General features: G+C 34.7%; 11 protein-coding genes. 5 read left to right on the top strand and 6 right to left on the bottom strand.

The annotated features are described in order from the left end of the window. Window positions 1–9: 9 nt before the first annotated feature. The 6 genes from DRF58_RS04505 to rfbB are packed head-to-tail and all read right to left on the bottom strand — an operon-like array spanning window position 10 to window position 6,272. Window positions 10–1,044 (bottom strand): hypothetical protein, encoded by a 1,035-nt coding sequence (locus DRF58_RS04505; protein ID WP_123902359.1) that lies wholly within the window; start codon window positions 1,042–1,044, stop codon window positions 10–12. Window positions 1,045–1,049: 5 nt separating this feature from the next. Continuing rightward, window positions 1,050–2,297, bottom strand: a complete 1,248-nt coding sequence (locus DRF58_RS04500; protein WP_116033373.1) for an ABC transporter ATP-binding protein — start codon at window positions 2,295–2,297, stop codon at window positions 1,050–1,052. A gap of 5 nt (window positions 2,298–2,302) precedes the next feature. After that, a complete protein-coding gene (gene glf, locus DRF58_RS04495) occupies window positions 2,303–3,406 on the bottom strand; it encodes a UDP-galactopyranose mutase (RefSeq protein WP_116033371.1) in 1,104 nt (367 codons plus the stop codon). A gap of 32 nt (window positions 3,407–3,438) precedes the next feature. Further along, window positions 3,439–4,290: an ABC transporter permease gene (locus DRF58_RS04490; protein ID WP_116033370.1), complete on the bottom strand. Its 852-nt coding sequence runs from the start codon at window positions 4,288–4,290 to the stop codon at window positions 3,439–3,441. Window positions 4,291–4,308: 18 nt separating this feature from the next. Continuing rightward, complete coding sequence (rfbA, locus tag DRF58_RS04485; RefSeq protein WP_116033368.1) at window positions 4,309–5,169, bottom strand: glucose-1-phosphate thymidylyltransferase RfbA; 861 nt, start codon at window positions 5,167–5,169, stop codon at window positions 4,309–4,311. Window positions 5,170–5,192: 23 nt separating this feature from the next. Continuing rightward, window positions 5,193–6,272 carry a dTDP-glucose 4,6-dehydratase gene (rfbB, locus tag DRF58_RS04480; RefSeq protein ID WP_116033367.1) on the bottom strand — a complete coding sequence of 360 codons (1,080 nt, stop codon included), beginning with the start codon at window positions 6,270–6,272 and terminating at the stop codon, window positions 5,193–5,195. Window positions 6,273–6,631: 359 nt separating this feature from the next. Between rfbB and rimP the strand changes: the two genes are divergently transcribed. The 5 genes from rimP (at window position 6,632) to DRF58_RS04455 (ending at window position 15,999) form a co-directional block, all read left to right on the top strand. Continuing rightward, on the top strand, window positions 6,632–7,099 hold the full coding sequence (gene rimP, locus DRF58_RS04475) for a ribosome assembly cofactor RimP (protein ID WP_116033365.1): 468 nt from the start codon (window positions 6,632–6,634) through the stop codon (window positions 7,097–7,099). Window positions 7,100–7,159: 60 nt separating this feature from the next. Continuing rightward, complete coding sequence (gene nusA / locus DRF58_RS04470) at window positions 7,160–8,395, top strand: transcription termination factor NusA (RefSeq protein ID WP_116033363.1); 1,236 nt, start codon at window positions 7,160–7,162, stop codon at window positions 8,393–8,395. Window positions 8,396–8,504: 109 nt separating this feature from the next. Next, window positions 8,505–11,354, top strand: a complete 2,850-nt coding sequence (gene infB / locus DRF58_RS04465; protein WP_116033362.1) for a translation initiation factor IF-2 — start codon at window positions 8,505–8,507, stop codon at window positions 11,352–11,354. 294 nt (window positions 11,355–11,648) lie between these two features. After that, window positions 11,649–14,531: a SusC/RagA family TonB-linked outer membrane protein gene (locus DRF58_RS04460; RefSeq protein ID WP_116033360.1), complete on the top strand. Its 2,883-nt coding sequence runs from the start codon at window positions 11,649–11,651 to the stop codon at window positions 14,529–14,531. Window positions 14,532–14,541: 10 nt separating this feature from the next. Then, window positions 14,542–15,999: a RagB/SusD family nutrient uptake outer membrane protein gene (locus tag DRF58_RS04455; protein ID WP_116033359.1), complete on the top strand. Its 1,458-nt coding sequence runs from the start codon at window positions 14,542–14,544 to the stop codon at window positions 15,997–15,999. Window positions 16,000–16,017: the final 18 nt, after the last annotated feature.

Raw genomic sequence — 16,017 nt, 5'->3', positions numbered from 1 at the left:
GGTGGAATTTTAGATTAATTTTAACTTTTTTAAAAAATGATCAATCTCAATTTCAAAAATCTGCTCTTCCTTTAAGATCTTATTCTTATATGATTGAAAATTTTTTAGATGCAATTTATAATTTGCAAAAATATCAGAAATCAATTCAAATATTTTTGTCTGATCTTTTATGGGTTCAGAAAATTTATATTTATCAAAAATGGGAATGTCGATATTGTTTTTTGCAGAACCTTCTCTGTTTGTTATAATGCAGCAATCATTTACTGCGGCTTCTCTTGGAATTCTGTCTTTCCCGGGATGGTATCCAAAATCAATATATAATTTAGATTTTTTAAACAGTTCTTGGACTTCGATAGGAGACATATTTTCTATTGGAATCCAATTGAAATTTTTGGGACTGTTTTTTTTTAGTATTTCAATTTTTTCTATCCCTTTTTGTGGATTATATATAATAATGTTTTCTTTGGAAGAGATGTCTGTGCTGGCAGACAATTGCAAAATATCAGAGTTTATAAAATCGGATAGAGGCAAAGGATTTCTTAATCCCAATTTTTTGATAAATTGTAATGCATAATGGCTTTGATAGAAATTGCAGTATACGTTTTCTTGATTCAGCATTTCATTCAAAGTATTATACGGGAATCTATTAATTGTTTTTTTTAAAAAATTTTTAAGATTCTGTATAGGGTCATTAGAAAATATCAAGTTCTGTTTTAGAAGCCACTTGTCTTTGAAAAAATTATCTACACTTAGCCACCATTGGCAAAGTTTGATTTTTGATGTTTTTATTTTTCCAAAGAGTGTTTCCGGTAAGATTAGAAAATGATCTTTTGTATCTACGAAATCTAATACAATTTCTTTCTCAAAATTAACAAAATATTTTTTAAATCGTTCTGCAATCAAATCTTCCTTGTTTTCTTGAATAGCATCATAATAATAAATATAAGAATCAATACCTCTTTGCTTCAATTTTTGATGAAGCTGGTGAAGCAATTCTGTTCCACCGGTGGCAAAGAGAGGGGGACAAGCAATATATATACTCATAATTACTAAATTTTTATCCAAGAATTGGGATTTAGTAGTTTGCCAAGAACCTTGCCTCCTTCCAATTCTATTAGATTTCTAGGCTCCACAATAATCGATATATAGTAATCTTTTTGTTCTATGCTTCCTACGCCTTTCCTCCACATTGCTCCTTCTAGATAATAATTTCCTTCTGTCAATAAATTATGTGGCAGTTTTATTTTAGCATTAGAAACTCCGCCTACGGGAGATAGATCACTAAGTATTTCAGAAGAAATTAGAGCTTCTCCATCTTCAGTAAAAATGGTACATCCAAACTCTACGTTAGAGAAATTTTCTGCTTGTAAAGTAATATTTAAAAAATAATCTCCATCAAAAGAACTAATTGAATTTTTTTTGATACCATTTTCATCGCTTATAAAAACACGTGATACTTTTTCTTTTTTGTTATCGTTATTAGTATAATCAGTTATTTTGTTTTCAAAAAGATGTTGGTTATAAATAGAAATTGTCTTGCTAATATTTCCGTGATATTTTACAGTTCCTTTATCAAGAAATATTCCTTTGTCACACAGTTTTTTTACAGCATCCATATTATGACTTACAAACAGTACGGTTCTACCTTCTCCTTTGGATACGTCTCCCATCTTACCCAAGCATTTTTTCTGAAACTCGGCATCCCCCACCGCAAGAACTTCATCTACGATTAGAATTTCAGATTCTAAATGTGCTGCTACAGCAAAGGCAAGGCGAACATACATCCCGGATGAATAGCGTTTTACAGGCGTATCAATGTATCTTTCAACACCTGAAAAATCTACAATCTCATCAAATTTTCTCGTAATTTCTTTCCTTGTCATCCCGAGAATTGCGCCATTGAGGTAAACATTTTCTCGACCAGTCATTTCCGGATGGAAACCTGTACCTACCTCTAGTAAAGATGCTATTCTACCGCTGGTCAGGATTCTTCCAGTTGTGGGTTTTGTTACTTTGCTCAGAAGTTTTAAAAGCGTAGATTTTCCAGCACCGTTTCTTCCAATAATACCTACTGCAGAGCCTTGTTCTATTTCAAAGTTGATATCGCGAAGAGACCATACATATTCGCTTTCTCCTTTCTGAGTCCGGTCATTAGACTCTCCAATTTTAAGGTAAGGGTCTTCTTTTCCACGAATCTGATGCCAGAAGCGATTGAGGTCATGTGAAAGTGTTCCTGTACCTACTTGCCCTAATCTATATTGTTTCGATATATCTTCAGCTTTTAATGCTAATGCCATTTTTATTATTTGAAGTTTTTTGCAATTTGTAAAGCCTCCCCAATTACATGATGCATGTCCATATAGCGGTAAGTTGCCAATCTTCCTAAGAAAGTAAATTTGTCCAAAGTATTTTTTTCGGTTTCATACTTAGCAAAGATTTCCATATCTTGTTTCAATCTTTTCGGGTAATATGGAATGTCGTTTGCTTCGGTTTCTTTACTGTATTCTTTAAAATATATGGTCTTTTGGTGATCTTCCCAAGGTGTAAAATGTTTATGTTCGTGAACTCTTGTATAAGGAACTTCAGGATCTGCATAATTTATAACTGCATTACCCTGATAATCCCCCTCTGTAGTTGTTTTGTTAAAAAATACGGTTCTGTAAGATAGTCGCCCATATTTATAATTGAAAAATGAATCAATAGCCCCAGTATAGAAAACGTGATCATAATCTTTGATATCCCAAGAATCATCAAATTTTGTATTTAGTCGAATTTCTATATTAGGAGCATCTAGCATTTTTTCAAAAATAGCAGTATATCCGTGTTTGGGTATTCCCTGGTAATAATTATTGTAATAATTATCATTATAGTTGAAACGGATAGGTAGTCTTTTAAGAATACTTGAGGGCAACTCTCTAGGTTCACAACCCCATTGCTTTTTAGTGTAGCCGTAAAAGAAAGCATTGTATAAATCGGCTCCTATAAATTTCAAAGCTTGTTCTTCAAAATTTTGAGGTATTACAATATTATGATTGGCAATGCTTTCAATAAATTTTTTGGCTTCATTTGGATTTAATGTTTTTTTGAAAAACTGATTGATTGTATGAAGGTTTATAGGAAGGGAATAGACGTTTGATTTATAAATTGTTTTTACACGATTGATAAAAGGAACCATCTCACAAAAGTTCTGCACATAGTCCCAGACGAACTGATTATCTGTATTGAAAATGTGAGGACCGTATCTATGCTCCATGATATTGGTTTCCTTGTCTCTTTCTGTAAAACAATTACCTCCAATATGATTTCTTTCATCAATTACCAAAATCTGGTTGTCGGGATTTTTTGAAAGCCGCTCTGCTATTACTGCTCCGGAAAAGCCACTTCCTACGATTAAATATTTCTTCATTTGTTTACATTTATAATGGTTGGAGGGCTTAACTAAACCGTATCCATAAAGCTTTTCTCCACTTTATTGAAGATTACAGTACCTATCGCTAGAATTATGAATATTATAATGGTACTGATGACCAACATTAGTGCGTCAAAATCTCCAACTCCTAACCAGGCATATTTAAAACATTCAAAAATACCAGTTAGTGGATTGTAATAAGCAATTGTTTTAAAAATACCTTTTAAACTTGATGCAGGATATATGACCGGTGTCGCATACATGTATAAACTGATCCCAAACGTCAGCAACATTTGCAAATCACGGTATTTTGTTGTCAATGAAGAAAATATCATTCCCATTCCCAAAGCAAATATCGCCATCAAAATAATTAAAAAGGGCGTTGCAAGAATCCACCAGTTTGGTTGAACTTCTCCTTTGAACAGATAGTAAAAAAAAGCAATTAAAAAAAGACCCATTTGTACTCCAAATCTCATTAGATTGGAAAGTACTATAGATATTGGCATGATTAATCTAGGAAAATAGACTTTACCAAATATCCCAGCATTATTGGTAAATACATTAGATGTACCTACAAGGCAACTAGAAAAATAGTTCCAAAGCGTGATTCCTGCAAGGTAGAAAAGGATTTTTGGAGCACCATCTGTGGATAATTTTGCAATGTTTCCAAAAATAACAATATAAACAATAGTTGTAAAAATTGGATTGATGAAAAACCAGATAGGACCTAAAATAGTTTGTTTGAAACTAGACACAAAGTCTCTTTTGACAAACATAAAAGCCAAATCTCTGTAACGCCAGACCTCTTTCAAATTAAGATCAAAAAGAGAATGTTTGGATTCTATCGTTTCGGTCCATTGATGATTTTGAGAATCACTCATTTGTGTTTATATTTGTGATTATTTAATAAGATTTTTCAGATATTTTCCATATCCACTTTTTCCATATTTTGCAGCTGTTTCCAAAAGTTTTTCTTCGTTAATGAATTTGTTTCTAAAGGCAATTTCTTCAATGCATCCGATTTTAAAACCTTGTCTTTTTTCAATGACGCTTACAAATTCTGAAGCATCTTGTAAAGAATCAAAAGTTCCCGTGTCCAACCAAGCAGTTCCTCTATCTAGAACACCAACTTCCAATTTACCTTTGCTAAGATAAACATTATTGATATCCGTGATTTCTAGTTCACCTCTTGGAGAAGGTTTGATGTTTTTTGCAATTTCAACTACTTCATTATCATAGAAATAAAGTCCTGGAACAGCATAATTTGATTTCGGCTCAGTTGGTTTTTCCTCAATAGAAAGTGCTTTGAAATCTTTATCAAATTCCACAACACCATATCTTTCTGGGTCAGCAACGTGATAAGCGAAAACAACACCGCCGTCTGGATTGGTTTTATTTTTCAATAAAGTTCCCATTTCGGAACCGTAGAAAATATTATCGCCCAAAACCAAGGCAGCAGAATCGTCACCAATGAATTGATCTCCAAGAATAAAAGCTTGTGCTAATCCATCTGGGCTTGGTTGAACCACATATTCTATATTACATCCCAATTGAGATCCGTCGCCTAGCAGCTTGATAAATCCTGCCTGATCATGAGGCGTTGTGATGATTAAAATGTCTTTGATCCCAGCCAACAACAATGTCGAGAGTGGATAGTAGATCATTGGTTTGTCATAAACAGGCATCAACTGTTTGCTGACTGCGATTGTTAACGGGTAAAGTCTTGTTCCGGAGCCTCCGGCCAAAATAATTCCTTTCATTTTACGATTAGTTTTTTTGTATTTTATGAATATTGACTTTCGTAGTATTTTTGATAATCGCCAGAGGTCACATTATCCAACCATTCTTTGTTGTCTAAGAACCATTCGATGGTTTTTCCTAATCCTTCTTCGAATGTTACGGATGGTTTCCATCCAAGATCTTTGTTAAGTTTTGTAGCATCGATGGCATAACGTTTATCGTGACCAGGTCTGTCTTTAACATACGTAATCAATTTTTCCGAATATCCTTCTGGTTTGCCAAGTTTAGCATCCAATTGTTTGATCAATTCTTTAACAAGGTCAATATTCTGCCATTCGTTGAAGCCTCCGATGTTATATGTCTCACCCGTTTTAGCTTCGTTGAAAATCTGATGAATCGCTTTTGCATGATCAATTACGAATAACCAATCTCTAGTATATTTTCCATCACCATATATTGGTAATGGCTTTTCATTAATGATATTCGAAATACAAAGTGGAATCAATTTCTCAGGAAAGTGATTTGGACCGTAATTGTTGGAACAATTTGACAAAATAAATGGCATTCCGTAAGTATTTCCATAAGCTCTCACCAAGTGGTCAGAAGCTGCCTTCGAAGCGGAATAAGGCGATTGTGGATCGTAAGGTGTCGTTTCCAAGAAGAAACCAGTTTCTCCCAAACTTCCGTAAACTTCATCCGTAGAAACGTGGTAGAAAAGATTTTTTCTAGGCTCATTAGGAAATCTTCCGTGTGTATGATTTGGGTTCAAAGTCCAGAATTCGATACAAAGATTAAGAAGATTTGCAGTACCGTTAACATTCGTATTAATAAAAGCATTAGGGTCTGTGATGCTTCTATCTACGTGACTCTCAGCGGCCAAATGTACAACAGCGTCTGGGTTATATTTTTCAAAAACCTTTCTTAGTTCTTCAGGTTTTGTAATGTCTGCTTTTTCGAAAACATAATTTGGTTCGTTTTCGATGTCTTTCAAATTTTCAAGATTTCCAGCATAAGTTAATGCATCTAGATTAATAATTGTTGAATCCGGATTGTTTTTTACAAATTCTCTTACGACATGAGAGCCTATAAATCCAGCACCACCAGTAATTATTATATTTTTCATTTTTTATAATTGTCTAATTTTAATAGTTTTTTTTCATCTTTTCCAGACTAAACTAATAGGTGGAGATGATCTGTTTTTTTCATAGCGTTTGCTTTTTGCCCATGCTTATGAAGTATGTTAGGGGTTTGCTTGTTTGATTATATACGATATATTAAGCGTTAACAATTGCTATATTCACAAAGAATAATTTTAATATTCGTACAAAACTAAGAAAATTTAGTCGAAGTTTATTTAGTTGTAATTACGGGTTTTTGTTTGTTAAATAAAATTTAATTATCTTTGCAAAAGATTTACGGGAAAATGGGAAGGCTTTCGCAAGAATGCCTTTTTTCGTAGATGTAATTAAGTGGTTATTAATTATGGATTTCAAAACAGAAATAAGTCGATTACTTAACGAGTTTTTATTAACAAGAACAGATCTTTTTCTGGTAGATTTGAAGATTTCAGCTTCATCCGATGTTATAGTAATATTGGATGGAGATAATGGAGTTACACTTCAGGACTGTCTGGATGCAAGTAGAGCAATAGAGTTTAATATGGATCGTGAGATTCATGATTTTAGTTTGCAAGTAATGTCTGCTGGATTAAGCGAGCCTCTAGAGTCGCCAAGACAATTTAAAAAGAACATAGGTAGAGAGATTGAAGTAATGTTGAATGATTCTTCTGAAATTGAAGGCGAACTTTTAACTGTTGATGAAGAAAAAATTGTTCTGAAGCTGGAATATAGACGTCCGAAATTAATAGGAAAAGGAAAAGAGGATGTTGTTGAAGAAAAGGAAATTCCTTATTCCGAAATCAAAAAAGCATTAGTAGTAATTAAATTTTAACAATATAGATAGATGTTTGATTCAGTCATCATCTGTCATTTATCAATTATATATTAGAATATGGATAATTTAGCTTTAATAGAAGCCTTTGGTGATTTTAAAGAAATAAAGAATATCAGCAAAATAGACTTAATGGCTATTATCGAAGATTCTCTTAAGACTCTTCTTAGAAAAAGATACGATTCTGATGATCACTTTGATGTGATTGTAAACCCTGATAAAGGAGATTTTCAGATTTTCTTGAACAAAGTGATTGTTGAAGATGAGATGTCTGAAGATGATGACTTGGAAATAGAAATTTCTGAAGTTAGAAAAATAGATCCAACTTTTGAAGTAGGAGAAGAATATACACAAGAGATTCCGGTTGCTAAATTAGGCAGAAGAAATATTCTAACATTGAAACAAATCTTGGCTACAAAAATTCAAGAGCATTTTAACGCTTCTTTGTATGAACAATTCAAAGATAAAATTGGTGAAATTATTATTGGTGAAGTACACCATATTCGTCACAAGCACGTGATTCTTTTGGATGATGAAGATAACGAATTCATTTTGCCAAAAGAAAACCAGATTCCTTCTGATTTCTTCAAGAAAGGAGAAACCGTAAAAGGAATTGTAGAAAGTGTTGATTTTAGAGGTTCTAAACCACAAATTATCGTTTCTAGAACAGCGCCTAAATTCCTAGAAGAGTTATTGGAGCTTGAGATTCCTGAAATCCAGGACGGAACTATTATTCTTAAAAAAGTAGTAAGAATCCCTGGTGAAAAAGCGAAGATTGCTGTTGATGCTTATGATGATAGAATTGATCCTGTTGGAGCTTGTGTTGGAGTGAAAGGTTCTAGGATTCATGGAGTTGTAAGAGAGCTTAAGAATGAAAATATTGATGTGATCCAATGGTCAAAAAATCCTGAAATCTTTGTGAAGAGAGCTTTAGGAAATATTATCATTAATAAAATTGAAATCAACGAAGAAGCAAACTATGCACTGGTATATACGCCAGTAGAAGAGATTTCTAAAGTGATTGGTAAACAAGGTCAGAATATCAAGTTAGCGTCTTGGTTAACAGGTTACGAGATTGATGTTTACAGAGAAACTTCTGATGATGATGATGTTGAATTAAGAGAATTCTCAGATGAGATCGAAGCATGGATTATTGATGAGTTCAAAAAAGTTGGATTGACTACAGCTAGAAGTGTTCTTGATAAAGATACTGAAGGATTGTTGAAAATTGTAGATCTTGAAGAAGAGACAATTGAAGATGTGAAAAACATTCTAAGAGAAGAATTAGAAGGTTAATAAAATGAAATAAAGTTTTCGGAAAGTTTTCTGTAAAACAAAATATTTAATAAAAAGAAAAATAAAGCCAAAAGCTTAAAACGCTAAAGCCAAAAGCAAATTTATATTTATGCCAAAAATAAGATTAAATAAAGCCGTTAAAGAACTTAACATTTCTATACCAAGAGCTGTGGAATATCTTCAGGGCAAAGGGATAGAAGTGGACAGTAATCCTAACGCTCTATTAGAAGAACAGGCATTTTCTGCATTGGAAGCTGAGTTCCGAAAAGATGGTGAACAGAGAAAAGCTTCTCATGAGGTAGTAATTTCTAAAGTTCCTGACGAAAAATTAGCGATCGAAGAAAAAGCTCCTGAGGTTATAAGAGCCAAATCAAGCACAAGACCTGAAACCAGAATCTTGGGAAAAATCGATCTTAACCCAGCTAAGCCTGTGGAAGAGGTTGCTCCTACTGCACCTCCTGTAGTAGAAGAGAAAAAAGAAGTACAGCCAGAGGTTGTAAAAAGAGAGGAGAAACAAGAGTTCAAGGTTTTAGATAAAATTGATCTATCCAAAATAGACACTGGAAGATCAAAGCCTTCTGAAAAACCTAAAGAAGAACCTAAACCAGTTGTAAAAGAAGAACCAAAGCCGGAACCTAAAGTTGAGAAACCTCAACCGGTAGCTGAAGTTTCTACTCCAGTTGTAGAGTCTGACGAACCTCAAAAAATTGAGACTGTTTATCAGAAATTGGATGGTCCTAAGATTGTAGGGGAAAAAATTGATTTGTCCCAATTCAATAAGCCAAAACCTTCGGCTAATTCTAACAATAACGCTGCCAAGAAAAAAAGAAAACGTATTACTAAAGACGTTCCAGGACAAACAAACTCTAACAATCAAGGTGGTAATAACCAAGGTGGAGGCAACAGACAAGGAGGACAAGGTAATAATAATGGCAACCGCCCACAAGGTCAGGGAGGTAATCGTCCGGGTGGTAACAACAATCGTCCAGGTGGTAACAACAACCGAGGTGGTAACAACCGAGGTGGTCAAGGGCGTACTATGCCGGTTGAATTGACCGATGAGCAAGTTAAAAATCAAATTAAAGAAACTTTAGAAAAACTAACTAATAAAGGTGGTAAGTCTAAAGGTTCTAAGCATAGAAAAGATAAAAGATCTTGGAGAAGAGAGCAAGACGAGCTTCAACAAGAAATTGATGCAGCAGACAGAACTCTTAAAGTAACTGAGTTCATCACAGTTAGCGAATTAGCTAGTTTGATGAATGTAAGTGCAACAGAAGTAATCTCTGCATGTTTTTCTCTAGGTGTAATGGTGACAATGAACCAGCGTCTAGAAGCAGATACATTATTATTAGTAGCAGATGAGTTTGGTTATAAAATTGAATTTGCTGATGCTGATGTAGAAGAAGCAGCGGCTGATGATGTTCCAGATTTGGAAGAAGATCTATTGCCGAGAGCGCCTGTTGTAACAGTAATGGGACACGTAGATCACGGTAAAACTTCATTGCTGGATTATATTAGAAAAACTAATGTAATTGCAGGAGAGTCAGGTGGAATTACTCAGCACATTGGAGCTTACAATGTTAAGTTGGAAAGTGGACAAAGAATTACATTCCTAGATACACCAGGTCACGAGGCGTTTACAGCGATGAGAGCTAGAGGTGCTCAGATTACAGATATTGCAATTATTGTTGTTGCAGCGGATGATGACGTAATGCCACAAACAAAAGAAGCTATTGCTCACGCACAAGCAGCTGGTGTTCCAATGATTATTGCTATCAACAAAGTTGATAAAGCAGGAGCTAATCCAGACAAAATCAGAGAGCAACTTTCAGCGATGAATGTTTTGGTAGAAGAATGGGGTGGAAATGTACAAGCTCAAGAAATCTCTGCTAAGTTTGGTAACAATGTAGATTTGTTATTAGAAAAAGTACTCCTTCAAGCTGAGATGTTAGAGTTAAAGTCTAATCCTAACAAACAGGCTAGTGGAGTTGTCATAGAAGCCGCTTTAGATAAAGGACGTGGTTATGTTGCAACAATGTTGGTTCAAAATGGAACTTTGACAGTTGGAGATTACGTACTTGCGGGTAAAAATCACGGTAAAGTAAAGGCTATGTTGGATGAACGTGGTAAACCAATGGAAAAAGCAGGACCATCAATCCCTGTTACAATTCTTGGTTTAGACGGTGCGCCGACAGCTGGAGATAAATTCAGAGTATTTGCTGACGAAAGAGAAGCAAAATCTCTTGCCAATAAGAGAGAGCAACTTCAAAGAGAGCAATCTATCAGAACTAAGAAGCATTTGACGCTTGATGAGATCGGACGTCGTATTGCTTTAGGAGATTTCAAAGAATTGAATATTATCCTTAAAGGTGACGTGGATGGTTCTGTTGAAGCATTAGCAGATCAATTACAAAGATTGTCAACAGAAGAGATTCAGGTTAATATTCTTCATAAAGGAGTTGGTCAAATTACTGAGTCGGATGTGTTATTAGCAGCTGCATCAGATGCAATCATGATTGGTTTCAATGTAAGAGCTAGTGCCAATGCAAAAGATATTGCAGATAAAGAAGAAGTTGAAATCAGAACTTATTCTATCATTTACCGAGCAATTGACGAAGTGAAAGAAGCTATGGAAGGAATGCTTTCGCCAGAGATTCAGGAACAAGTTATTGGTAATGTAGAAATCAGAGAAGTGTTTAAAATTTCTAAAGTTGGATCTATTGCTGGATGTATGGTTCTTTCAGGAAAAGTTACTAGAAATTCTAAAATCAGACTCCTAAGAGATGGAATCGTTAAATTTGATGGAGAATTAGAAAGTCTTAAACGTTTCAAAGACGACGTAAAAGAAGTAACAAAAGGTTATGAATGTGGTCTTAATATCAAAGGCTATAATGATATAGAAGTTGGAGATATTCTTGAGGTTTATGAAGAAGTAGCTGTTAAGAAGAAACTTAAGTAAAATTTTATAAAAATAAAAACCGTCGCAGTTGACGGTTTTTTTTATGTCAATAAACGTTATTTGTAATAATTCTAAATAAGTAAAATTAAATTGTAAATAATACTTGATAATAACAGTGGGTGTATTGTGAAAACTGAATTATTGATATAATAATTTAATTATATTTAAAAAAAAATATCAAATTATAATCTATTATTGTTTTGTATGATGAATTTGATAATTCCAAGCCTTGTTAAAATTTGCAGTGTTAATATTTTTTAACATATTTGCAGATTATAATTAAATAGTGTTAATATGAATGTAAAATTACGATTGTTATCCGTTGGTGTGTTGTTCTTTACGGGACAAGCATTAATGGCACAAAAGAAAAAAAGTGATACGACCACGAAAACAAAAGAGATTGAAGAGGTTGTATTAGTTGGTGGAATCAAATTAGATCCAGCTGTTAAATTAGGTTCTTATAGCGTTGTATCCAAAGCAAATTTTGAGTCTACTCCGGTTGCTTCAATTGATGAGGTGTTGAACGGTAGAGTTGCTGGTTTAGTTTTTTCTACAAATGGAGGGGATCCAGGCTCTACAAATTTAATTACTATTCGAGGTGTCGGCTCATTAATAGGAACACCTAATCCATTATATGTTATTGATGGTGTGGTTGTCGGTAAAGGATCTGACAACGCTCAGGTTATGGAGTCATGGAATCCGTTGGCAAGTATAGATCCGAATGCAATAGAAAAAGTTGCGGTGTTAAAAGATGCTTCAGCTACTGCATTGTATGGTGCTAGGGGAGCAAACGGTGTGATTGTAGTAACTACTAAACGAGGTAAGTATAATCAAAAAACAAGATTTAATTTGTCAAGTGATATGTCTGTACAAGATATTGCTTATGATAAACAAAATTATATGAATGCCTCAGAATATTTGAGATGGGGTGGGCTTACTTATGTAAATAGAGATTACAGAAATGGCATAACTACCGATATGCAAACGGCAATTGATAAGTTCGCCACTGATAATAACTATGATGGGGTAACGGATCAAAGTTGGCAAGATGCAGTTCAAAGAAAGACTTCTACAGTTAATACTTATAGCTTCTCTGCAACAGGAGGAGGAGAGAATACTTCGTTTCGTTTAGGAGGCTCGTACTATCAAAATGAACCATTAGTTCTTAAAAGCAAATTTGATAGGTTGAGTTTAAATGCGGCGGTAGATCACAAGATTTCTGATAAGTTTAATTTGGCATTCAACGCGAACTTTACTAATGTAGAGAGGAGAACTTATAGTGATGGAGGTGCTTATAGAAATCCTTGGTTGACTAACTGGTATATCGCGCCTATCTACCCAGTCTATAATATAGATGGTAGTGGAACTTACAATCAAACTAACTTAGGTAATGGAAACGACAATTTTAATCCTGTTGCTATCCAAAATATGGATATGATGATGGGTTCAATTAAAACTTTTGTTTCTTCGGTTAGTGGAGATTGGCAATTTGCAAAAGGATTTTATGCTAACTCGTTATTTGGTGTTCAGTATCAGGCATTAGATGAAAAGGAATTCTGGCATCCATCAATTGGTGACGGATTAACTTATGGAGGATATGTCTTGGATACGAGAACAAGCGCCTTTGATTGGAATTGGAATAACTCTATTAGTTACAAAAGAGTATTGGCTGAAAAGCATGATATCCAAGCTTATGTGGGAATGGAATATCAAGAGCATAAATATTATGTGTTAGGAGCTCAGGGAGATAAACTATCAAGTCCTTTACCATACCTTACTTTTGCAACACAGCCTTTTCTTGCTTCATTTTCTACAAGAGAAAAGTGGACTCAGATTTCATATTTCTCTAGGTTGAATTATACATACGATTCCAAATATTCATTCTCTGGACAAATTAGAAGAGATGGTAACTCTACATTAGGAGATTCCAAATTTGGAAACTTTTGGTCAGTTGCGGGATCTTGGAACGTAAAGAATGAAAACTTCGCACCAGATTTTTTCAGTCAGTTGTCGATTAGAGCAAACTATGGGGAGATTGGAAATATTCCATATGCTGATCAATGGGGATCAACATATAATTCATACGCTTTGATCAGTCCAGCATATGCGTATGCTGCAGAGACTGCAACCAACATTACACAAGCTGGTAATAGAAATTTAGTATGGGAGGTTTCCAAGCAAGCAAACATAGGATTGGATGTTGCTATACTAGATGGTAATTTAGGTGCTACTGTGGATGTATACAACAGAAAAACAGTTGATGCGATATGGCAAAGACAGACAGCGCAATCTGCAGGTGCATTGGATTCCTATTTAGCTAATGTGGGAACAATCCTAAACAAAGGTGTTGAGGTTACGTTGAATGCTAGACCTTTTACTAAAGGAGATTTCAAATGGTTTTTAGATGGTAACTTTGCTTACAATAAAAATACAATAGAGAGTCTTAATGATCCAACTGAGATTACATTGTCAGGTACAGCAAATAGTATGAGAGCTACTGCGGAAGGACATCTGTTAGGAGAATATTATACATATGACTGGGCAGGTGTAGATCCAAGCAATGGAGATGGCTTATTCTGGACAGATGCTTCGCATACTGCAACCACCAATAATAGAGCCTCAGCTCAAAGAGTTTGGCAAGGTAAATCGCCTTTCCCCAAATATACAGCAGGGTTTAAAAGTGAGTTTAGATATAAAAATGTATCACTCAGTGTATTTTTAACTGGACAATTCGAATATTCTGTTCATAACAGATGGCAAAACTATATCTTGGGTGATGGCTCTGCAAATAATAACCAAATCACAGATGCGCTATACGATAGCTGGACTCCTACAAATACTACAGCATCAAACCCGATACAATTACCAGGATCATTCAATCCTGTTAATGCGTCTGGTCCATCAACAAGATGGATGAGAGATGGGGATCATATCAGATTAAAAGAAGTTAAGCTTGCATATAGTTTTGGGAATGTATTGAAAGATGCAGGAATAGAAAATTTGACTTTATACTTAAGAGGGTTTAACTTATGGTTGTATACTTTCGATAAGAGCTTGACTTTTGATCCTGAGGCTAATTCAAATGCTGCAGGTGCTTCTTGGCAAGGAAAAGGATTGTACGATTACACATCTCCAATTATGAGAAGTTTATCTTTTGGAGTTTCTTTAGATTTTTAAAATTAGTATTATGAAATTAGAAAAAATATTTATAAGCATATTAGTAGGTGCTCTAACTTTGTCTTCTTGTAGCGAGGAAAGATTGAATGAGATGCCTGTAGATCAATTCCCACTTAATACCCCATTAGCTACTGAGTCAGATATGGAATTCTTGGTCAATGGAATATATGATCAGTATTCTACCGCAGCAGGCTTTGGAACTGATGTTTTGGTATTTGGAGATTTGATTTCTGACAATGTTTTCATTACTTCACAAAACACGGATGTAGCGTACAGAACAACAGGGTTTTTAAATTGGTCTGCGGATATATCAGATTTTGGAATGTTAGACGAATTTTATGATGGTATCGTTTTAGCCAATGCGGTGATTAATGATACCTCGTTAAAAGAAACGCCTGCTGTACTCAATTACAAAGGTGAAGCAAGAATTGCAAGAGCATTAGGATATTTCTATGCCCTTAATTTCTATTCTCCTAATCCAACTTCTGGAACAAATCTAGAGTATGGTATACCATTAAATCTTGGAAATTATAATGCGGATAGCCAATTGCCTAGAGCTACTGTAGCAGAAGTTTATGATGTAATTATTTCTGATTTGACTACTGCCCTTAGCATTATGACAAAGGAAGCGCCAACGAACAAAGGCCATTTGAGTCCTACTGCTGCAAGGTTATTGTTGTCCAGAGTTTACCTTACTCGTGGTGCAGCTGGAGATTACCAGAAAGCACTTGATTATGCCAATTTGGTAATCAATTCTGCGGCCTCGTCAAGTAGCAAATTTAAATTTGTCTCCAAAGCAGATTATGTGACTTACTTCACATCGCCTACTATAGGTGAGAGCGAAAATCAACCCGAAACGGTATGGGAGATCAATATGAACTCTGCAGTTGGAGAAAATACAGGTGTCAACAATTCTCTCTCGGTTTTTTATGCGAGCAACGGAGGTAAAAAAAGATTTTTATTTCAAAAAAGTTTTTATGATGCTTTTCCAGCAAGTGACGTAAGAAAAGAATTGTTTCTTGCTACTGGATCAACTATTCCAACTCAAGACGAACCAAGAGGTGTGTGGACTAAAAAATATATTAGAGCAACATCCGAAGGTAACTTTACACAGAATGTAAAGGTTCTAAGGATGTCGGAAGCTTATTTGAATAAAGCGGAAGCACTCAATAAGTTGGGTAATCTACCAGCAGCACTTATAGAATTGAATGCCTTTGCTTCAGAAAGGGGTGGAACAACATATACTTCTGGAAGTTTAGAAAACATACTAACAGAAAGAAGGAAAGAATTTTTCGCTGAAGGACAAAGGTTTTTCGATTTGAAAAGAAATAATTTAGGATTTTCCAAAACTTCAAATTGCTACAGCATTGTCTGCGAAGTTCCAGGAAATGATAAATTATTTGTAATTCCAATGCCTTTGAGAGAAATGAATATTAATCAAAATATGAAACAATACCCTGGATGGTAATCATCCTAAGCTGCCTCA

Origin of the sequence: Epilithonimonas hispanica, from assembly GCF_003385395.1 — a bacterium.
Lineage (GTDB): Bacteria > Bacteroidota > Bacteroidia > Flavobacteriales > Weeksellaceae > Epilithonimonas > Epilithonimonas hispanica.
The sequence above is the reverse complement of the archived record's forward strand: the minus strand, read 5'-3'. Positions and strand labels throughout refer to the sequence as shown.

Bases quoted from the DNA above. Each gene is read 5' to 3' on its own strand.
- nusA (WP_116033363.1), top strand. From the start codon at position 7,160: ATGGATAATTTAGCTTTAATAGAAGCCTTTGGTGATTTTAAAGAAATA.
- DRF58_RS04505 (WP_123902359.1), bottom strand. From the start codon at position 1,044: ATGAGTATATATATTGCTTGTCCCCCTCTCTTTGCCACCGGTGGAACA.
- rfbA (WP_116033368.1), bottom strand. From the start codon at position 5,169: ATGAAAGGAATTATTTTGGCCGGAGGCTCCGGAACAAGACTTTACCCG.
- rfbB (WP_116033367.1), bottom strand. From the start codon at position 6,272: ATGAAAAATATAATAATTACTGGTGGTGCTGGATTTATAGGCTCTCAT.
- DRF58_RS04455 (WP_116033359.1), top strand. From the start codon at position 14,542: ATGAAATTAGAAAAAATATTTATAAGCATATTAGTAGGTGCTCTAACT.
- DRF58_RS04490 (WP_116033370.1), bottom strand. From the start codon at position 4,290: ATGAGTGATTCTCAAAATCATCAATGGACCGAAACGATAGAATCCAAA.
- rimP (WP_116033365.1), top strand. From the start codon at position 6,632: ATGGATTTCAAAACAGAAATAAGTCGATTACTTAACGAGTTTTTATTA.
- DRF58_RS04500 (WP_116033373.1), bottom strand. From the start codon at position 2,297: ATGGCATTAGCATTAAAAGCTGAAGATATATCGAAACAATATAGATTA.
- infB (WP_116033362.1), top strand. From the start codon at position 8,505: ATGCCAAAAATAAGATTAAATAAAGCCGTTAAAGAACTTAACATTTCT.
- DRF58_RS04460 (WP_116033360.1), top strand. From the start codon at position 11,649: ATGAATGTAAAATTACGATTGTTATCCGTTGGTGTGTTGTTCTTTACG.
- glf (WP_116033371.1), bottom strand. From the start codon at position 3,406: ATGAAGAAATATTTAATCGTAGGAAGTGGCTTTTCCGGAGCAGTAATA.